Origin of the sequence: Microbacterium marinilacus, assembly GCF_019753765.1 — a bacterium.
Lineage (GTDB): Bacteria > Actinomycetota > Actinomycetes > Actinomycetales > Microbacteriaceae > Microbacterium > Microbacterium marinilacus.
Genome location: NZ_JAIJZW010000004.1, coordinates 148,227 through 166,788 on the forward strand (window position 1 = coordinate 148,227; position 18,562 = coordinate 166,788).

Below are 18,562 nucleotides of genomic sequence, written 5' to 3' on the forward strand. Positions count from 1 at the left end.
GAATCCCCGGCTCGCCGGGGATTTTTCGTTTTCCGCTGTGGTGATGTGCAGTGGCTGCACCGGTTAGCTCAACGGGCAGGGGGCCGTCGTCGCGAGGTGTGTTCTGACCACGCTGCCACAAGCTTCTGCCGGAGTGCGAAATGCCTCCGCAGCGGTTGGAGCGGCCCGCGCGATCGCGAGAATCGCGGCGTGACCGGGGGCAGGCGTGCAAGGCGGGTGCGCGCGGCACTCATGGCCGCCCTGCTGAGCGCGACCCTGCTCCTCGCTGCGGGCTGCACGGGCGACGGGGAGTCGGCCGCGTTCCAGCGGGCGTTCGCCGACGACCCCTCGGTGGAGTCCATGAAGCTGACCAGCCACGACAACCAGCCGTTCACCGGCGGAGTGAGCGGCGAGGTCGTCGCCCGCGAGGCGCTGGCGGACGAGGACTTCGCGGCGCTCGTCGGTCGCATCGGCGACTACACCCGGGAGAACGGCGATCGCATGCAGGGTCGTGTCTCGCTTGTCGTGGACGGCTTCGAGATGGAGGTGACCGGCGACGAGGGTCACGATGACGAGGCGGTCGGGCTGCTCCTCGCGCTCCGCGCGGACGCCCGCGTGATCTCGGCGACGGTCGGCGACTCCTCGCTGGTGCTCGTGGGGAGCGGCACCGCAGAGGCGGTCGAGCTGGCTCGCGACCTGCCGGCGCTGCGGGACGAGGTCGCGCCCGGGCTGCCGGACACGGCGACGGTGCGCGCGGAGGACGGCGACGTCGACCTGAGAGGGTCGACGGCCGCGCGCGGCGACGCCCTGCGGCTGTGGGACGCGCTGACGGCGGAGGTTCCCCTCGCCGGTCTGCGCGCTCGAAACGAACCGGTCGTCGTCGTGGCGCTCCGGGACGAGTCGGACCTGTCAGCCGCCCGGCGCGTCGCCGCGGGCGTCGCCCTCGGGCCCGGGACGTCCGTGCGGTTCGCGAGCGACGTGGTCCGCCTCGGGGACTCCGACGGGGAGGACGCGCGGCTTCTGCTGTCCAGCCTCGACGAGGAGCTGCGCGACCGCATCGCGTACGTGTGGATCTCCGGTGCGCGGGTGCAGGTGGCCGTCCGGATCGAGGCCGACCTCGCGGGGATGGCCGACGCCGTCGACGCCGCGCTCCCCGCCCGCATCACCGATGCATCGATGGTGCTGGAGAGCGATCCCGCGACGAGCCTCTCCGTCCGCGACGGGTGACCGTCGGCCGCGTGCGCTCTGACCGGGGCAGGCTTTCCCGCATTTTCGTATAACATAAAGCCATGACCAAGCGCGAGACGATCAACGGCACTCCTGTCACCGAGGAGCAGATCGAGGCCTGGGCGGACGAGGCTGAGGTCGGATACGACGTCGCGACCCTGAAGAAGCGCGGCCGTGGGCGACCGGGTCGCGGTGCTGAGCCTTCGCAGGTGGTCGCGTTGCGTCTGACTGCGGAGGAGATCGCCGCGCTCGACGCGCGTGCCGAACGTGAGGGCAAGTCCCGCTCGGAGGTCATCCGCGAGGCCCTGACGTCGGCATGAGAGTCCATGCGTCGGCTCGCAAGCACGGGATACGTCCCGAGGACGCGATCCAGGCTGCGACATGGGCGACCTGGATCGAAGACCTCGATGACGACAGCCCCGCAAGGCAGTTGCGTCTTGGGTTCGACACTCATGGCCGCATGTTGGAGACGGTTGTGCTCGTCTTCGACAGCGGCAACGAACTCGTGATTCACGCGATGAAGGCGCGGCCTCAGATGCTCGATCTGCTCCCGTAATCGAGCACGTTGGCACGGCCGCAGCTTCGGCTGCCTCTGCGGGACACGAAGGTTTCTCGAGCTGCTGTCAGGTGTCGGTTCGGTTGCCCTTGGCCTCACCGGAAGCCCTCGCTTCACCGAGGACTTCATTGCTTCCGATCAAGATGTGTCCTCCCGGACCGCGCTGCTCAGCGATGGCTGCGTTGAACCCGGCGGATCAGTGCTCGGGCGCCGATCTTGACGGCCAGCATCTTCTGGCTCATAGAAGCAGGCATGACCTCCAAGGGAGCGAAGGGCAAACGCCAGAACACATCGCCCACGCCCGCGTCTTCTCGCCAGGTGATGTGCATGCAAATATCGCTCACGTACGAGATTTGATCCCAAGCGGTCAGCTGCAGACGGCTCCTGCTGACCATTCCGAGCGCGCCGTAGACGCCCATTCCAGCGTCACGGGCGCGTGTGCCGTCGAGGCGCAATGCTCTTTCCATGAGCGATATCGACTCTTTCCTAGCAAGCACCACTCGGGTGTCAGCGAGCTCTCCGCCGTTCAGGAACGTCACGAACGCCTCGGGAGGTCTAAAGCCGCTCTCCGCCATCCAGCAACCGAAGTTCTTGATGGCGTATCGACCGAGTGCGCGGGTCTTCTCAGCCCACTGGTCGCCGTAGACGGCAGTCCAGTCGACCACTGTTGCCCGATTCAGCATGGGGCTGTTGGTCTGCACGTACTTCCAGTACTCGTCGTAAGCGGCGTCGAACGGTTGGCTCCGCACGTTGTTGCACTTCCTGCAGAGGATCTTCTTGAACTTGACGGCTGGGCTGTTCGGCCCGCGGACTCGATACGGCGCCTGTCCGTCGACGCCGAGGTACATGCCGCCGCCGTCCTGCATACGCCTCAGAGCACTGCGCTTGTGCTTGTGTTCGCGGCTGTCCGCGATGCCTCCGCACCACCAGCATCTGCCAGTTTGGTCCGCTCGGGCGCTCTCGGCGAGTTCCTGGTCCGTCACGATCGTCATCATGCACCCGGGGTACGACATCGCAGGTCGGACACCGATGGACCGACCGCGTGCGATCGTACGCCGAGCCCGGACTACCGTGCGCTCTAACCGGCCGCGAGGCGGTCCCGCAACCCCATGTGCGATTCACGGACGAGGCGCGAGGATCGGGGGGAGGACGACCTCACAGGTCTCGACACCGGAGGAACCGATGAGCGATGAGGACGGATCGGGCCGCGGCACGGCGCCCCGGAGGATCGCGATCGTGGGCGCGACCGGCAACGTCGGCACCGCCCTGCTCCATGCACTGCGGGCGGACGACTGGGACGGCGACGTCCTCGGGATCGCCCGGCGGCTCCCGGACGTCTCGGAGGCGCCGTACGACAGGGCGCGCTGGGAGCGGGTCGACCTGGCGGCCCCCGCGGCCGACGAGCGCGGCGAAGAGCGTATCGTGGCGCGGCTCGCCGCGGCGCTCGAGGGCGTCGACACGGTCGTGCACCTGGCGTGGATGATCCAGCCGAACCGGCAGCGCGAGCTGATCCGCCGTGCGAACGTCGAGGGCACCAGGCGGGTGGCGGAGGCCTGCCTCCGCGCCGGTGTGGGACATCTCGTGTGCGCGTCGTCGGTGGGCGCGTACACCGGGGTGGAGGACGACGAGCCGCGCGACGAGTCATGGCCGACGGGCGGGGTCCCGACCGCGCACTACTCGGTCGACAAGGCCGCGCAGGAACGCGTACTGGACGAGGCCGAGGCGCGCGGCCTCGCGGTGGCACGCGTGCGACCGGCGCTGGTCTTCGACGCCGATGCGGGCGCCGAGATCGTGCGGCTGTTCATCGGAGCGCTGCTGCCGCCCGCGCTGCTCCGTCCCGGCCGCCTCCCGCTGCTGCCGCTGCCCGCCGGGCTGCGGCTCCAGGTGGTGCACGGGGCCGACCTCGCCGACGCCTATCGCCGGGTGGTCCTGCAGCGGGCGACGGGGGCGTTCAACGTGGCCGGCGAGCCGGTGCTCCGCGGCCCGGACCTCGCCGCCGTGCTCGACCACGGGCGCCACCTCGCCGTGCCGGCCGGGGTGCTGAGGCCGCTCGTGCACGTGGCCTGGCGCGCGCATCTGATCGCCGCGGACGCGGGCTGGCTCGACATGGCGATGGCGGCGCCGCTCCTCGACACCTCGCGCACGCGCAGCGAGCTGGGCTGGACCCCGCGACACGGGGCGGAAGAGACCCTGCGCGAGCTGCTCACCGCCATGGCGGACGGGACCGGCGCCGCGAGCGCACCGCTGCGTCCGCGCCGCACGTGGCCGCAGGATCAGCTGCCGCCGGGCGCCGTCGAGCCCGACGCCCTCGTGCAGCCCGCCGGGCCCGATGGCGCGGCGTCGGGATCCGCGGAGGCCGACGGCCACCGAGTGCCGGCGCGGATCGAGCGAGACATCCTCGGGCTGTATCTGTCCGACCACCTCACCGGCTCCACCGCGGGCGTCGACCGGATGGCGCGGATGGCGAAGGCGTACGAGGACACCGAGCTGGGGCCGGACCTGGCGCGGATCGCGCGGGAGCTGCGCGAGGAGCGCACGTTCCTGAAGAGCCTCATCGCGAGCCTCGAACTGCGCCGCCGCCCGTACCGTCAGGCGGCGGCATGGATCGCGGAGAAAGCCGGCCGGCTGAAGACGAACGGTCGGCCGCTCGTATCGCCCATGACCCCGGTCCTGGAGATCGAGGTCATGCGCAGCGCGGTGATCGGCAAGCTCGGCGGCTGGCAGACGCTTCTCACGCTGGCTCCCGACCTCGGCCTCCCGCCGGGCCTGTTCGAGGACCTCGCCGACCAGGCGCGCGTACAGGCGGACACGCTCGGCCGGCTGCATGCCGAGGCGGTTCCCGGGGCCTTCGGTCCGGGCGTGGTCGACTGACGTCCGGACGGCACGACCCGGCCGACGCCGCGCGGGGCTATCGTGCAGGGGTGACGGACGAACCGGGCGCGGCGACCGGCCGACGCGTGCTCGCCGTCGCGATCCTCGCGTCGTCCGTCGCCTTCCTCGACTCGAGCATCGTCAACGTCGCGCTGCCCGCGATCCGGGCGGAGCTCGGCGGTGGGCTCGCGGGTCAGCAATGGGTGGTGAACGCCTATCTGGTGACGCTGGGAGCGCTGATCCTCGTGGCGGGCTCCCTCAGCGACCTGTACGGGCGCCTCCCGGTCATGCGCGTCGGGCTGATCGGCTTCCTGGTGTCCTCGGCGGCGATAGCGGTGGCACCCGGCATCGAGCTGCTGATCGCCGCCCGCGCCGTGCAGGGAGTCGCCGGAGCGCTGCTCGTGCCCAGCTCGCTCGCGCTCATCAGCTCGCACTTCGTCGCGGCCGACCGCGCCCGCGCCATCGGGCTGTGGACCGCGGCGACCAGCGGCGCGATGCTCGCCGCGCCGCTCGTGGGCGGGCTGTTCATCGACCTGGCATCGTGGCGCTGGGCCTTCGTGATCAACGTCGTGCCGATCGGCGCCACGCTGTGGCTGCTGTCGGGCCTGCGCACTCCCGACGTGAGGCGGCCGGGCGCACGCCCCGACCTCGTCGCGAGCGTGCTGTGCGCACTCGGCCTCGGCGGCATCGTCACGGCGCTCATCGAGGGACCGCGGCTGGGATGGGGCGATCCGGTCGTGCTGGCCTCGCTGGGCGCCGGCGCGGTGCTGTTCACGGTGTTCCTCGTCCGCCAGCGGCGCTCCGCCCAGCCGATCATGCCGCTCGACCTGTTCCGCGCCCGGAACTTCTGGGCCGGCAACCTCGCGACGACCTTCGTGTACGCCGCGCTGTCGCTGAGCGGCTTCGCGCTCGTCGTCTACCTGCAGCAGGAGGCGGGGCTCGGTGCGACGCTGGCGGGCCTGGCCTCGTTGCCGATGACGGTGATGATGGTGCTCGGCAGCTCACGGGTGGGCGCGTGGGCGGCGCGGCGGGGGCCCCGCCTGTTCATGACTCTGGGACCGTCGGCGATGGCGGCGGGCGCGGCGCTGCTGCTGCTGGTCGGCCAGCCCTTCGACTATTGGTGGCAGGTGCTGCCTGGCGTGCTGGTGATGGGCGTCGGGCTGACGCTCACCGTGACGCCGCTCACGAGTGCCGTTCTCGGCGCGATCGACGCCGACCGTTCGGGGATCGCGTCCGCGGTGAACAACGCGATCGCCCGCGTCGCCGGGCTGCTGGCCGTCGCCGTCATCGCGGTGATCGCGGGAGGCGACCTGGATCTCGCCGGGTTCCATCGGGCAGCGCTCGCGACCGCGGCCCTGTTCGCGGCCGCCGCTGTCGCGTCGGGGCTGGCGATCCGCGACCCGCGTCCGGTCGACTGAGCCGAGCGCCGGGGCCCGCAGGCGAACGGCCGGGAGGCGGGGAGGGGAGCCGATGGCTCCTCCCTCCCCGCCTCCCGGGTCGCGTCGGCGTCGTGCCGTCAGCTCGACGGCATCAGCACCGAGTCGATGAGGTACACCGTCGCGTTGGCGGTCTGCACGCCGCCGCAGACGATCTGCGCGTCATCGACCATCCACTCGTCGCCGCTGCCGGTCACCTCGAGGTCGGAGCCCTCGACGGTGGTGTGCGTCCCCTCGATGTCCGCCGGCTCGATCTGGCCGGGCACCACGTGGTACGTCAGGATCGAGGTCAGCAGGTCGGCGTCCGTGGAGAGGGTCTCCATCGTGGCGTCGTCGATCTTCGCGAACGCGTCGTCGACCGGCGCGAACACGGTGAACTCGTCTCCGTTGAGCGTGTCCACGAGGTTCACGTCCGGGTTCACCTCGCCCGAGACCGCGGCGACCAGCGACGTGAGCATGGGGTTGTTCGAGGCGGCCACGGCGACCGGGTCCTCGGACATGCCCTGGATCGAGCCGGCGCCGTCCGGCACCATCTCGGCGTACTCCTCGCAGCCGGGGCCCACGAGGTTCGCCGCGGGGTCGGCCATCGGCTCCTCGGTCGTGCCCTCGGTGGACTCCTCCGTGGCGGCGGACGACTCGGGCGTGGTGGTGCTGTCGTCCTCCATCGTGTCGCCGGAGGTACAGGCGCTGAGGGCGATCGTGGCGGCGAAGGCGAGAGCGATCGTGCCGGTGAGCTGAAGCTTCTTGCGCATGGTGACGTCTCCTGTGTGTGTTCTTCACCCCTAGTGCGAGGCGCGGCGCCGGGTGGCGCTCATGTCTCATTCGGCGCCCTGCCCGAATCGGATCGGATCTTTTTCGAATCCGTGGGGACGGGCGCCGGACAGCCTCCGCCGAGCGCGACGCGTTCTCGCGCGCGAACACAGGGGGAGCGGAGGTCGTGCTCCTCGTCACCACCGGGGTCCTCGCGGTCGGATGGGGCGCCGCAGCGCCGTCACTGCGCGGTTCCGGCCCCGTCGTGCGGCATGCTTGAGGGCATGGTGATCGACGGCTTGGACGTGTCGGATGACGGCACGGGCCCTGTCGACCACATCGCGCTTCTGCTGGTGGCCGCTGCCGGCGGCGACCAACAGTCCTTCGCCCGGCTCTACGACGCCATGTCGTCCCGGGTGTTCGGCCTGATCCTCCGCGTGCTGGTCGACCGCTCGCAGAGCGAGGAAGTGCTGCAGGAGGTTTTTCTCGAGGTGTGGCAATCCGCCGGGCGTTTCGCTCCGAACAGAGGACAGGGACGGTCGTGGATCCTCACGATCGCCCACCGCCGTGCCGTCGACCGGGTGCGCGCCTCGCAGGCGAGCACCGAACGCGACAGGCGTGCAGGAGCCCGAGAGCTCGCGGCGGTGTCAGAAGGAGTCGCAGAAGGAGTGGAGTTGCGGATGGAGGCGCGAAGAGTGACGGACGCCCTCAAGCTCCTCCCGCAGCCGCAGCGGGAGGCCGTCGTGCTGTCCTACTACGGCGGTTACAGCCAGAGCGAGATCGCCGCGATGGTCGGCGCTCCGCTCGGAACGGTGAAATCGAGGATGCGTGACGGCCTGTCACGCCTGCGCGACCAGCTGGGGGTGACGGCATGAACGACGAGGAGTTCGACGAGCTCGCCGCGGGTCACGCCCTCGGCGCGCTGAGCCCCGAGGACGAGGCCCGCTACCGGGCTGCGCTCGCCGAGCCGGGAACCGGCCGGGAGGAGCTGGCCGCCTCGTACGCGGAGACGTCGGCGCATCTGGCCGAGCTCGCGGACGAGGTCCCGCCGCCCCCGGGCATCCGCGACGACCTCCTGCGCCGTATCGCGGCCGAGGCTGCTGTCGCCGAAGGCGAGAGGCCGGCGGAAGAGCCCGTCGTCGACGACGCGCATCCGCCCGTAGCGGGTGAGGGAGGCGCCGAGAGCGGACGCACGCATCCGAAGGCGCGTCAGCGCTGGTTCGTGCTGGCCGCCTCCGTGGCCGCGCTGCTCGCGGTCGGAGCGGGCGTCGGCATCGGCGCGCAGCTGAGCCGCCCCGAGTCGGTGGTCGCGCTCGAGCGCATCGAGAGCGCGTCGGACGCACAGGCGGCCGACGGCGCCCTGCCGTCCGGCTCCACTGCGACGCTGCACTGGTCGGCGGAGGCGGGGGAGGCCGTGCTGGTCTTCGACGGGCTTCCCGCGCTGGCGAGCGACCAGGCCTATGAGCTGTGGGTCGTGAACGACACCGGCGCGGTGTCGGCGGGAGTGATCGACGGCGGTGGAGACGTGGTCGCCCTGGTGGACGGCTCGGTGTCCGCGGGAGACGTCGTGGCGCTCACCGTCGAGGCGGCCGGCGGGTCGCCGACGGGACAGCCGACCACGGACCCGCTGGTCGCCATCCCGATGAGCTGACACGACACGACAAGAGCCGGCCGGACGACGAGGCGACATGCCCGTCGTCCGGCCGGCTCTTGGCGCGTCCGGCGCGACGTCAGTGGCCGTGATGCCCGGAGAGCTCCCCGTGCGGCACCGCGAGCTCTCCCGGGCCGGTGAGCGCGAGGGCCGGCGTGGTGATGGCCGCGACCATGCAGGCTCCCAGCAGCAGGCCGACGAGGGGACGCGACCGGCGGCCCGGGCGGCCCTTCGCGATGTCCCGCAGCACCAGGCCCGCCGCCGCAGCGATGTACAGCAGCAGCGCGATGATCGCCGCGAGCGGGATGAGCCCCATCCCTCCGCCGAGCGCGACCGCCGTGGAGACGAGGACGCCGGCCACCGCTGCGCCCAGCACGACGCGCGGCATCACCAGGCGGCCGCGATGCAGGACGACCGCGCCCCACGCGAGCTCCGCCAGTCCGAGCGCCGCGAGGGCGAGCAGGACGGGCGGCGGGCAGCCCGCCGCCACCGCGAGATGCAGGAGGCCCGCCCCCCAAGCGGCGAGGGCGGGCCAGATGCGCGTCAGCATCACGCGATCGAGGTGCGCCCGGCCTCTGCGCGATCCGCGGCGAGGGCGGTGCCCAGCAGCACGATCGCACTGGCGAGGTGCAGGAAGTGGTCGGCGGTGTTCAGCGCGAGGATGTTCAGCGCCGTGCCGGCGAGGAAGAAGCCCGCGATGCCGAGCAGCAGGTAGGCGGCGCCGACGACGCCGTTGGTCGCCTTCGCCGGGCGGATCCCGCTCAGCCCTGCCACGAGCAGCGCGCCGCCGATGAGGAGGTGAGCGATGTTGTGCAGCGGGTTCACCTGGAACAGGCCGAGCAGCAGTCCGCCGTCCGTGGCGATGAAGCCGACGCCGCCGGTGACCGCGAATCCGAGCAGCCCGACGAGCAGGTAGACGGCCCCGAAGACCGTGCCGACGATCCGGTTGGGTGAGGTACGCATGCGATGTCTCCGTTTCTGCACGGGCTTTCCGTGTCCCAGGTGTTTCGGAGCCCCCGCGGGATCGGATGGGTCGATCGCGGATTCCACTCGGCGGGCCGTCGCGGAGCGCCCGGCTGCGAGCGGGTCTACCATGGCGGCATGGCGACGAAGCCCCCGACCGAGGACATCGACGAGACGAGACTGCGCGTCGACGAGCGCGAGCACTATGCCGTGGGCGTGCCCGCCGTGCTGCACGCGCTCAAGATCTCCGTCGAGCAGATGGGTGTGGTGCGCAGCGCCCAGACGCTGCTGCGCGTGAACCAGAAGTCCGGATTCGACTGTCCCGGCTGCGCCTGGCCCGAAGAGGACCGGCGCCATGCCGCGGAGTTCTGCGAGAACGGCGCGAAGGCGGTGGCCGAGGAGGCCACCCTCCGCCGGGTGGGCGCCTCGTTCTTCGCCCAGCACAGCGTCGCCGAGCTGGAGGAGCACGACGACTACTGGCTCGGGCAGCAGGGCCGGCTGACCGAGCCGATGGTCCTCGAAGAGGGCGGGACGCACTACCGCCCGATCAGCTGGGAGGCGGCTCTCGCCGAGGTCGCGACCGCCCTGCGCGGGCTCGACGACCCGAACGAGGCCGTGTTCTACACCTCGGGTCGCACGTCGAACGAGGCGGCGTTCCTCTATCAGCTGCTGGTGCGGGGGCTCGGCACGAACAACATGCCCGACTGCTCGAACATGTGCCATGAGTCGAGCGGATCCGCGCTGAACCAGACGCTCGGCATCGGGAAGGGCACGGTGTCGATCACCGACATCCACGAGGCCGATCTGCTGATCGTCGCGGGCCAGAACCCCGGCACGAACCACCCGCGCATGCTCAGCGCGCTCGAGAAGGCGAAGGACAAGGGCGCGCGGATCATCGCGGTCAACCCGCTGCCCGAGGCCGGCCTGTTCCAGTTCCGCAACCCTCAGACGCCGCGTGGCGTGCTGCTCGGCGGCACGAAGCTGGCGGACGACTTCGTGCAGATCCGCCTCGGCGGCGACCAGGCGCTGTTCCAGGCCATCGGCAAGCACCTGCTGGAGGCGGAGGCGCGCGACGGCGGCGTGCTCGACCACGACTTCATCGACGCCCACACGGCGGGCTTCGCCGAGTACGCCGCGCAGGTCGGGGACGTCCCGTGGGCGGCCCTCGAAGAGGCCACCGGGATGAGCGAGGAGCGTCTGCGCGAGATCGGCGAGCAGGTCCGGACGTCGAAGTCGACCATCGTGTGCTGGGCCATGGGGCTCACGCAGCACAAGCACTCGGTGCCCATGCTGCGCGACGTCGTGAACGTCCTGCTCCTGCAGGGCAACATGGGCCGCCCGGGCGCGGGCGTCTGCCCCGTCCGCGGGCACTCGAACGTCCAGGGCGACCGCACCGTCGGCATCTACGAGAAGCCGGCCGAGGCGTTCCTCGAGGCCCTCGACCGCGAGTTCGAGTTCGCCTCGCCCCGGAAGCACGGCTACGACACGGTCGAGGCGATCCGCGCGATGCGCGACGGCAAGGTGAAGGTGTTCATGGCGATGGGCGGCAACTTCGTCAGCGCCACCCCCGACACGCGCGTGGTCGAGCAGGGCATGGCGAACGTCGGCCTCACGGTGCAGGTCTCCACCAAGCTGAACCGCTCGCACGTCGTGCACGGGCGTCGCGCGATCATCCTGCCCACGCTGGGTCGCACGGATCGCGACCGGCGCGGCGGCCGGGACCAGCGCGTGACGGTCGAGGACTCCATGGGCGCCGTGCACGGCTCCCGCGGCCGCCTCGCACCACCGTCGGAGGACATCCTGAGCGAGGTGGCGATCCTCGCCCGCCTCTGCGAGCTGGTGTTCGCCGACCGCGACGACGCGCCGCGTGCCGATTGGCACGGGCTGGAGAGCGACTACGCGGCCATCCGGGGGCACATCTCGAGGGTGATCCCCGGCTTCGAGGACTACGACGAGCGGATCGACAAGGGGCGCACGTTCTTCCTGCCCAACGGTCCCCGCGACGAGCGGCGTTTCACGACCGAGAACGGCAAAGCCAATTTCACGGCGAACCCGCTCGAGTACCCCGTGATCCCCGAGGGGCGGCTGCTGCTGCAGACGCTGCGCTCGCACGACCAGTACAACACCACGATCTACGGCAAGGACGACCGGTACCGCGGCATCCACGACGGGCGCCGGGTGGTGCTGATCAACTCCGAGGACATCCGCGAGCTCGGGTTCGCGGAGGGCGACATCGTCGACCTCGTCTCGGAGTGGAACGGCCCCTCGGGGATCGAGGAGCGTCGGGCCGAGGAGTTCCGGCTCGTGCCGTACGACACCCCGCGCCGCAACGCCGCCGCCTACTACCCCGAGACGAACGTGCTGGTGCCGCTCGACTCGACCGCCGACGTCAGCGGCACGCCGACGTCGAAGGCCGTGGTCGTGCGACTCGAGAAGCGCGTCGCCTCCGTCTGACGAGCACCGGAGGGATCGGATCATCATGGGCCGCATCACGCAGAGGCGTCCGGTCGTCAAGATCGCGCTGTCGGGACGGACCTCTCGTCGCCCCGACACGCTCGCGGTCGAGGAGCCGCTGGAGATCCGCATCGCGGGCGAGCCTCTCGCCGTGACGATGCGCACCCCCGGCCACGACGTCGAGCTCGCCGCCGGGTTCCTGGTGTCGGAGGGCGTCGTCCGCACCGGCGGCGACTTCCGGTCCGCGATCCACTGCGGCGGACCGGGCACCGGCGGTGCCGATAACACGTACAACGTGCTGGACGTCGCGCTCGGCCCCGGGGTGGAGCCGCCCAGCACCGACCTGGCGCGGAACTTCTACACGACGAGCTCGTGCGGGATGTGCGGAAAGGCCAGCATCGAAGCGGTCGCGACGGTGTCGGCCCACGACGTGTCGGTCGACGACGTGCGTGTCACCGCCGAGATGCTCGCCGCGCTGCCCGACGAGCTGCGCGCCCACCAGGACGTGTTCGAGAAGACCGGCGGGCTCCATGCGGCGGGCCTCTTCGATGCGGAGACGGGCGAGCTCGTCGTGCTGCGCGAGGACGTGGGGCGTCACAACGCCGTCGACAAGGTCGTCGGGTGGGCCGTGCTGAACGACCGGCTGCCGCTGCGCCGCCACGTGCTGATGGTGTCCGGCCGGGCGAGCTTCGAGCTCGCCCAGAAGGCGATCATGGCGGGGATCCCCGTGCTGGCGGCCGTGTCGGCGCCGTCCTCGCTCGCGGTGGAGCTGGCGACGGAGCAGGGCCTCACGCTCGTGGGCTTCCTCCGGGGCGAGACGATGAACGTCTACGCGGGCGCAGAGCGGGTCGTCGTGCCGGTCGCCGCCGGCGTCGCGTAGCGACCTCTCACGCGAACGGACGTGCCGCGTCGATCATCCGGCGCACGCAGACGGCGATCGCGAGGTCGTCGATGAGCTGCGACGGCTGTGCGTGCGCGTCGAACGTGGACGTGTAGCGGTCCAGGGCGGCCTCGGCGTGCCGCAGCCGCTCGGCGGTGCCCTCGTCGCCGGGCGGCTGCGCCGTCAGGTCGGCGACGCCGCGGATCGCCTCCGCGAGTCGCGACCACGCGCCCTCCGGGAGCGACGCCCTGTGCTCGGCATCGGCGCGAGCGAGCATGTCGGCGAGATCGCGGGCGGAGAACACGGCGCTGCGGAGCGCGCGGAGCCGTTGCTGGTTGAGGTCCCGGTCGTCGACGTGCCGTCGCGCCCGCGGGTTGGCGCGGCTGCTCTCATCCGCGTCGCGCACGGCCTCCGCCACCTGGGCGATGGTGCCGTCCAGCTCGAGTGCCGCGGCGTCGAGGTCGTCCGCCATGAGGCTGCCGCTCTCGACGGCCTCGGCGATGTCGTGCAGATGACGCGCGAGGGCGTCGCGCAGCTCCGAGAGCCGTGCCGCCGCGCGCTGCAGACGCAGCGGCGGGACCAGCAGAAGGTTGGCGACGAGGCCCACGGCGACGCCGAAGGCCATCGTGACCAGGTACGACACCGAGAAGTCGTCCGGCGTCGGGCCTCCGAGGAGCAGGACGAACAGGCCTGCCATGGCGATCCACTCGCGGCCCACCTGCAGCGGCTCGATGCCCCCGAGCCACACGCCGACCCCGACGACGACAGCGAGGGCGACGATGCCGGGAGCGCCGAGCCAGACCAGGCCGATCCCGCCGAAGCCGAGGACGATCCCGAGGGCGAGACCGACGAGCGCTTGCATACCGGAGCGGGCCGAGCGCGCGAGAGTCGGGTACATGCTCACCAGGACGCCGAGAGGCGCGTAGTAGGAGTACTCGTTCTCGGCGAACGGCACGGAGGGCGCGAGGTACCAGGCCACGCCCGCGGCGACGGCGGTGCGCAGCGCGAGCGCGACGCGAGGGCCGTAGGTCAGCCCGCGCCAGACCGAGGGAAGGAGCGTCCGGACCCTGCTCATCCGCGAACCGGCGGGATCAGACCGCGACCTCCGCGCGCCACTGGGCCAGGTACGCGGCGGTGATGTCGTCCTCGGCGTGCCCCTCGGCGAACGTGGGGATCTCGCGCAGGACCGCGTAGGGGGTGTTCGGCTGGTCGCCGTCCGGACGGACGTCCAGATGCGTCGCGTCATAGCCGGCGTCGTGGAGCCAGGCGGCCATGTCGTAGTCTCCGGTCGAGTCCCCGGCGGTGAACCAGCGGCGTGGCACGCCCATCCGCTCGCCGACGAGGCGGACGGCCCGCGACGCACCGATGGCCTTGCCCGCGTCTCGGTGCTCCAGGTCGACCGAGATGATCGATGGCACGGTGTGGAACTCGTCGCCGAGCGCGAGGTCGGAGATCGCCGCGTCGAGTTCGGCCGTGACCGCGGGCTGACGGTCGAGGTAGGTCGCGTTGTCGGCCTCGACGTTCTGCTCGAGGGACACCATCGTGCGCTTCGTTTCGTCCCAGAACATCAGGTCGCGATGACGGTCGGCGATGCGGCGGCAGGCCCGCACCAGCCGCTCCGGGACGCGCAGCGCGTCGTCCTCCTGCACCTCGCCGATCGCGCCGTCGACGACCGGAAACCATGTGGCTCCCTTCTCACCGATGCCCCACACGGGAGCATCGCTCGGAAGACCGGCGGCGACGAGCACTGGGACGACCTGCTCGGCGAGGAACGCGTCGGACCGGCCCGTGTTGAACACGACGGGGCAGCCCGCTCGGGCGATCGCCACCAGGTCGTCGGCGATCGACGGCACGCGCAGAGACCGGGTCACGGTGCTGGCCAGGGGCCCGTCGACGTCGAGCAGCAGTCCGAGAGGGGGAGTCGTCATGCCTCCATCCTCCCGGATCGGCCCTGAGGACGTCGCGCGCTTGACAGAGGGTGGTGTGCACCGTCGTGCGTTACGTACCGGTTACGGATCGGGATGGGAGGCGCGCGGAGGGGCCGCGCGCGGCAGGATGGGGGAATGACGGACACCGCGGAAGACGTGCCGCTGCTCGAGATCTCGGGTCTGCGGGTCGAGTTCTCCACGCAGGACGGACCGGTGACGGCCGTGCACGAGGCGAGCCTGACGCTCCGCGCCGGGCAGACCGTCGCGATCGTGGGCGAGTCCGGCTCCGGCAAGTCCACCACGGCGATGTCCGTCATCGGGCTGCTGCCGGGCAACGGCCGGGTGACGGGCGGCAGCGTGCGGTTCGACGGCCAGGAGCTCGTCGGCGCGTCCGATGCGAAGCTGCGCGGGATCCGCGGGCGTCAGATCGGTCTCGTGCCGCAGGACCCGATGTCGAACCTCAACCCGGTGTCGAGGATCGGCACGCAGGTCGGGGAGACGTTGCTCGCCCATGGGCTGGCCACCCGCAAGGACGTCGACGAGAAGGTCGTCGAGACGCTCGCGGCGGCGGGCCTGCCGGACGCCGCCCGTCGGGCGCGGCAGTATCCGCACGAGTTCTCCGGCGGGATGCGCCAGCGCGCCCTGATCGCGATCGGGCTGGCGTGCCGCCCGCGCCTGCTGATCGCCGACGAGCCGACGAGCGCCCTCGACGTCACGGTGCAGCGCACCATCCTCGACCAGCTCGACCAGATGACGCGCGAGCTCGGCACGGCCGTGCTGATGATCACGCACGATCTCGGGCTGGCGGCCGAGCGCGCCCAGCACGTGGTCGTCATGCACCGCGGGCGCGTCGTCGAGCAGGGGCCCGCCCGGCAGATCCTCGAGGACCCGCAGCACCCCTACACGCAGTCGCTCGTGCAGGCGGCCCCGTCCGTGGCGGCCGCGAGGCTGCGCCCGGAGGACTTCCGCACGACGACGGCCGATCGCCCCGTAGCGGCGCCCGACTCCGATGCTGCACCCGACCACGTCGTCGAGTTCGAGAACGTGACCAAGGAGTACCGGATCCGCGGCCAGCGCGAGCCGTTCCTCGCCGTCGACGACGTGTCGCTCGCCGTGCCGCGCGGGGCGACCGTCTCGATCGTGGGGGAGTCGGGCTCGGGGAAGACCACGACCGCGCGCATGCTGCTGAAGGCCGTCGAGCCGACCTCCGGCACCGTGCGGTTCGAGGGCAAGGACGTCTTCTCGCTCAGCCGCGCCGAGCAGCGCGAGTTCCGCCAGAAGGTGCAGCCGGTCTTCCAGGACCCGTACTCGTCGCTCAACCCCATGTTCACGATCGAGCGCATCGTCGAGGAGCCGCTCGCGTTCTACGGGAGGGGGTCGCGCGTCGAGCGACAGAAGCGGGTGCGCGAGCTGCTGGACCAGGTCGCACTGCCCGCGGACACCGCGCGCCGCTACCCGTCGGAGCTGTCCGGCGGGCAGCGGCAGCGCGTCGCGATCGCCCGAGCCCTTGCTCTGTCGCCCGAGGTACTGGTGTGCGACGAGCCCGTGTCCGCCCTCGACGTGCTCGTCCAGGACCAGATCCTGCGGCTGCTCGGCGACCTGCAGGCCGAGTACGGACTGAGCTACCTGTTCATCTCGCACGACCTCGCGGTCGTGCGTCTCATCAGCGACTACGTGTGCGTGATGAAGAACGGCCGTCTCGTGGAGGCGGCGACCAGCGAGGAGATCTTCACCAACCCGCGCGACCCCTACACGCGCAACCTTCTCGCGTCGATCCCCGGCAACGAGCTGGACATCGCCTCCTGAGCCGCTTCGCGGGCCGGCGGCCGGCCCGCGTCGCCGGGGCCGGGGCCGGCCGAGCCGACGCCGTCAGCGTGCCCGCGTGCGCGGATCCATCGCCTCCCGGAGCGCCTCGCCCAACAGGGTGAAGCCGAGCGCCGTGATCATGATGCACAGACCCGGCAGGAAGGCGAGCTGGGGCGCGATCGCGAGCTCCGACTGCGCGTAGGTGAGCATGCGCCCCCACTCGGCCGTCTCGGGGCGGCCGCCGCCGAGGCCCAGGAACGACAGGGCGGCGGCGTCGATCACGGCGGTCGCGAGCGTCAGCGTGCCCTGCACGATGACGGGGCCGACCGAGTTCGGCAGGACGTGCGTCATCGTGATGCGTCCGCGGCCGAGCCCGAGGGTGCCCGCCGCGAGCACATAGTCGGTCTCGCGCTGCTGCAGCATCGACGACCTCAGGAGCCGCGCGAAGATCGGGACCTGCGCGGCGCCGATCGCGATCATCACGGCGAGCTGCGTGCGCCCGAGCACCGCGGCGATGGAGACCGCCAGCAGCAGGTTCGGCACCGACAGCAGGATGTCGACGATGCGCATCACCACGTTGTCGACCCACCCGCCGAACGTTCCGGCGAGGGCGCCCAGCAACATGCCGCCGGCGAGCCCGAACAGGGTGGACACGATGCCGATCACGAGCGACGCCTGCGCGCCCCAGATCAGCTTCGACAGGACGTCCCCGCCGAAGCGGTCGATGCCGAGCGGGAACTCCGGCAGCTCGCCGATCCCCGGCAGCGAGGTGGGACGGATGTGCTCGCGTCCGGGCGCGGACAGGTCGCCGTAGGGCGCCAGCACGGGCGCGAGCGCCGCGACGAGGACGAACAGCACCACGATGACGGCGCCGATCCAGGCCGTCGGGTTGCGGCGAAGCCGGCGCAGCACGTCGTGCCAGAATCCGCCGCTGCGGCGCGCCTCGAGGGCCGCGTGGTCGACGGACGTGGCGTCGCCGCCCAGGCCGCCGGCGGGGGGAAGGACCGGAGCGCTCACTGGATCCTCACTCTCGGGTCGATGAAGCTGTACGAGATGTCGACGATCAGGTTGATCGCGGCGTACGCGACGGCGATGAACAGCACGAAGCCCTGCAGCACGGGGAAGTCCCGCTGGAAGATCGCGGTCGCGAGGAACTCGCCCACGCCGTGGAAGGCGAAGACGGTCTCGGTGAGGACGGCGCCGGATATCAGCAGGCCGGCCTGCAGCCCGATCGTCGTCACCACGGGCAGCATCGCGTTGCGCAGCACGAAGCGGTCGCGGATCTGCGGCTTCGGCAGGCCCTTCGCGCGTCCCGTGCGCACGTAGTCGGCGTTCATCACCTCGAGCACCGACGCGCGCGTGATGCGCACGATGATCGCCAGTGGGATGGTCGACAGCGCCATCGCGGGCAGGATCAGATGCAGGATCGCGTTCCAGGACGCGTCGAGCTCACCCGTCAGCAGCCCGTCGAGCACGTAGAACCCGGTGACCCGCGTCGCCTGGATGTTGTCCTGACGGCCGTCCGACGGCAGCCATCCCAGCTGCACCGCGAAGACGAACTTCAGGATGTAGGCCAGGAAGAACACGGGGATCGTGATGCCGACGAGGCTGGCGGCGACCGAGACGTGGTCGGCGGCGCGACCGTAGTTGCGGGCGGCCCAGTAGCCGACCGGGATGCCGATCGCGACGGCGATCAGCAACGCCGCGATCGAGAGCTCGAGCGTCGCCGGGAACCGGTTCGCGAACTCTTCGAGCACCGGCCTCCGAGAGCTGATCGAGGCGCCGAAGTCGCCCTGCAGCAGGCGGCCGAGCCAGGTGAAGTACTGCTCGATGAGCGGCCTGTCGAATCCGTACGCCTCGTTGATGCGCGCGACCGCGTCGGGCGTCGCCCGCTCTCCCAGGAGGGCGGCCGCCGGCCCTCCGGGCAACGAGCGCACCCAGGCGAACAGCAGGATCGTCAGGCCGAACAGGGTGGGGACGAGAAGCAAGATCCTCTTGCCGATGGTGCGTAGCACGGTGCTCCTGCGGTGAGTCTGGGGCGGCGAACGGGTGCCGCGGGGT

General features: G+C 71.3%; 18 protein-coding genes. 10 read left to right on the forward strand and 8 right to left on the reverse strand.

Translation table 11 applies throughout. The annotated features are described in order from the left end of the window. Positions 1-189 precede the first annotated feature (189 nt). From K5S26_RS08455 to K5S26_RS18705, 3 genes are all read left to right on the forward strand, one after another. Positions 190-1,206, forward strand: a complete 1,017-nt coding sequence (locus K5S26_RS08455) for a hypothetical protein (protein WP_221857543.1) — start codon at positions 190-192, stop codon at positions 1,204-1,206. Between the two features lie 62 nt (positions 1,207-1,268). After that, positions 1,269-1,526: a ribbon-helix-helix domain-containing protein gene (locus tag K5S26_RS08460; RefSeq protein WP_221857544.1), complete on the forward strand. Its 258-nt coding sequence runs from the start codon at positions 1,269-1,271 to the stop codon at positions 1,524-1,526. After that, entirely contained in the window at positions 1,523-1,762 is a 240-nt protein-coding gene (locus tag K5S26_RS18705; RefSeq protein WP_246603781.1) for a toxin, read from the forward strand. The genes K5S26_RS08460 and K5S26_RS18705 overlap by 4 nt, the downstream gene beginning before the upstream one ends. 167 nt (positions 1,763-1,929) lie before the next feature. Here K5S26_RS18705 and K5S26_RS08465 read toward each other — a convergent pair whose 3' ends face one another. After that, entirely contained in the window at positions 1,930-2,745 is an 816-nt protein-coding gene (locus K5S26_RS08465; protein ID WP_221857545.1) for a hypothetical protein, read from the reverse strand. Positions 2,746-2,944: 199 nt separating this feature from the next. Here K5S26_RS08465 and K5S26_RS08470 point away from each other — a divergent pair, with 199 nt between their 5' ends. Both K5S26_RS08470 and K5S26_RS08475 read left to right on the forward strand, forming a co-directional pair. After that, complete coding sequence (locus tag K5S26_RS08470; RefSeq protein WP_221857546.1) at positions 2,945-4,633, forward strand: NAD-dependent epimerase/dehydratase family protein; 1,689 nt, start codon at positions 2,945-2,947, stop codon at positions 4,631-4,633. A 50-nt stretch (positions 4,634-4,683) separates the two neighbouring features. Then, positions 4,684-6,051: an MFS transporter gene (locus K5S26_RS08475; protein ID WP_221857547.1), complete on the forward strand. Its 1,368-nt coding sequence runs from the start codon at positions 4,684-4,686 to the stop codon at positions 6,049-6,051. Between the two features lie 98 nt (positions 6,052-6,149). Here K5S26_RS08475 and K5S26_RS08480 read toward each other — a convergent pair whose 3' ends face one another. Continuing rightward, a complete protein-coding gene (locus K5S26_RS08480) occupies positions 6,150-6,821 on the reverse strand; it encodes a fasciclin domain-containing protein (RefSeq protein WP_221857548.1) in 672 nt (223 codons plus the stop codon). A 282-nt stretch (positions 6,822-7,103) separates the two neighbouring features. Here K5S26_RS08480 and sigK point away from each other — a divergent pair, with 282 nt between their 5' ends. Beyond that, complete coding sequence (sigK, locus tag K5S26_RS08485; RefSeq protein ID WP_246603782.1) at positions 7,104-7,694, forward strand: ECF RNA polymerase sigma factor SigK; 591 nt, start codon at positions 7,104-7,106, stop codon at positions 7,692-7,694. Further along, the gene (locus K5S26_RS08490) at positions 7,691-8,470 is read left to right on the forward strand and encodes an anti-sigma factor (protein WP_221857550.1); all 780 of its coding nucleotides are present in this window, start codon (positions 7,691-7,693) and stop codon (positions 8,468-8,470) included. Before sigK ends, K5S26_RS08490 begins: the two co-directional genes overlap by 4 nt. Positions 8,471-8,549: 79 nt before the next feature. On the opposite strand, the gene K5S26_RS08495 is transcribed toward K5S26_RS08490, so the two are convergent. Together K5S26_RS08495 and K5S26_RS08500 are read right to left on the reverse strand one after the other, a co-directional pair. Further along, positions 8,550-9,020 carry a hypothetical protein gene (locus tag K5S26_RS08495; protein ID WP_221857551.1) on the reverse strand — a complete coding sequence of 157 codons (471 nt, stop codon included), beginning with the start codon at positions 9,018-9,020 and terminating at the stop codon, positions 8,550-8,552. Then, positions 9,020-9,433, reverse strand: coding sequence for a DUF4383 domain-containing protein (locus K5S26_RS08500; RefSeq protein WP_221857552.1), 414 nt, complete (start codon positions 9,431-9,433; stop codon positions 9,020-9,022). Before K5S26_RS08500 ends, K5S26_RS08495 begins: the two co-directional genes overlap by 1 nt. Before the next feature lie 138 nt (positions 9,434-9,571). Between K5S26_RS08500 and K5S26_RS08505 the strand changes: the two genes are divergently transcribed. Continuing rightward, on the forward strand, positions 9,572-11,887 hold the full coding sequence (locus K5S26_RS08505; RefSeq protein ID WP_221857553.1) for an FdhF/YdeP family oxidoreductase: 2,316 nt from the start codon (positions 9,572-9,574) through the stop codon (positions 11,885-11,887). Between the two features lie 25 nt (positions 11,888-11,912). Continuing rightward, on the forward strand, positions 11,913-12,767 hold the full coding sequence (gene fdhD, locus K5S26_RS08510; protein ID WP_221857554.1) for a formate dehydrogenase accessory sulfurtransferase FdhD: 855 nt from the start codon (positions 11,913-11,915) through the stop codon (positions 12,765-12,767). Between the two features lie 7 nt (positions 12,768-12,774). Here the strand turns inward: fdhD and K5S26_RS08515 are convergent, their stop codons facing one another. Both K5S26_RS08515 and K5S26_RS08520 read right to left on the reverse strand, forming a co-directional pair. Continuing rightward, positions 12,775-13,842 (reverse strand): FUSC family protein, encoded by a 1,068-nt coding sequence (locus tag K5S26_RS08515; RefSeq protein ID WP_221857555.1) that lies wholly within the window; start codon positions 13,840-13,842, stop codon positions 12,775-12,777. Between the two features lie 16 nt (positions 13,843-13,858). After that, complete coding sequence (locus K5S26_RS08520) at positions 13,859-14,695, reverse strand: Cof-type HAD-IIB family hydrolase (protein ID WP_221857556.1); 837 nt, start codon at positions 14,693-14,695, stop codon at positions 13,859-13,861. A 135-nt stretch (positions 14,696-14,830) separates the two neighbouring features. Between K5S26_RS08520 and K5S26_RS08525 the strand changes: the two genes are divergently transcribed. After that, positions 14,831-16,501 (forward strand): ABC transporter ATP-binding protein, encoded by a 1,671-nt coding sequence (locus K5S26_RS08525; RefSeq protein ID WP_221857557.1) that lies wholly within the window; start codon positions 14,831-14,833, stop codon positions 16,499-16,501. A gap of 63 nt (positions 16,502-16,564) precedes the next feature. On the opposite strand, the gene K5S26_RS08530 is transcribed toward K5S26_RS08525, so the two are convergent. After that, the gene (locus K5S26_RS08530) at positions 16,565-17,518 is read right to left on the reverse strand and encodes an ABC transporter permease (RefSeq protein WP_221857558.1); all 954 of its coding nucleotides are present in this window, start codon (positions 17,516-17,518) and stop codon (positions 16,565-16,567) included. Beyond that, positions 17,515-18,516, reverse strand: coding sequence for an ABC transporter permease (locus K5S26_RS08535; RefSeq protein WP_221857559.1), 1,002 nt, complete (start codon positions 18,514-18,516; stop codon positions 17,515-17,517). Before K5S26_RS08535 ends, K5S26_RS08530 begins: the two co-directional genes overlap by 4 nt. Positions 18,517-18,562 lie beyond the last annotated feature (46 nt).

Coding starts and splice junctions, on each gene's coding strand:
- K5S26_RS08460 (WP_221857544.1), top strand. CDS start 1,269: ATGACCAAGCGCGAGACGATCAACGGCACTCCTGTCACCGAGGAGCAG.
- K5S26_RS18705 (WP_246603781.1), top strand. CDS start 1,523: ATGAGAGTCCATGCGTCGGCTCGCAAGCACGGGATACGTCCCGAGGAC.
- K5S26_RS08470 (WP_221857546.1), top strand. CDS start 2,945: ATGAGCGATGAGGACGGATCGGGCCGCGGCACGGCGCCCCGGAGGATC.
- K5S26_RS08480 (WP_221857548.1), bottom strand. CDS start 6,821: ATGCGCAAGAAGCTTCAGCTCACCGGCACGATCGCTCTCGCCTTCGCC.
- sigK (WP_246603782.1), top strand. CDS start 7,104: ATGGTGATCGACGGCTTGGACGTGTCGGATGACGGCACGGGCCCTGTC.
- K5S26_RS08490 (WP_221857550.1), top strand. CDS start 7,691: ATGAACGACGAGGAGTTCGACGAGCTCGCCGCGGGTCACGCCCTCGGC.
- K5S26_RS08495 (WP_221857551.1), bottom strand. CDS start 9,020: ATGCTGACGCGCATCTGGCCCGCCCTCGCCGCTTGGGGGGCGGGCCTC.
- K5S26_RS08500 (WP_221857552.1), bottom strand. CDS start 9,433: ATGCGTACCTCACCCAACCGGATCGTCGGCACGGTCTTCGGGGCCGTC.
- K5S26_RS08505 (WP_221857553.1), top strand. CDS start 9,572: ATGGCGACGAAGCCCCCGACCGAGGACATCGACGAGACGAGACTGCGC.
- fdhD (WP_221857554.1), top strand. CDS start 11,913: ATGGGCCGCATCACGCAGAGGCGTCCGGTCGTCAAGATCGCGCTGTCG.
- K5S26_RS08515 (WP_221857555.1), bottom strand. CDS start 13,842: ATGAGCAGGGTCCGGACGCTCCTTCCCTCGGTCTGGCGCGGGCTGACC.
- K5S26_RS08520 (WP_221857556.1), bottom strand. CDS start 14,695: ATGACGACTCCCCCTCTCGGACTGCTGCTCGACGTCGACGGGCCCCTG.
- K5S26_RS08525 (WP_221857557.1), top strand. CDS start 14,831: ATGACGGACACCGCGGAAGACGTGCCGCTGCTCGAGATCTCGGGTCTG.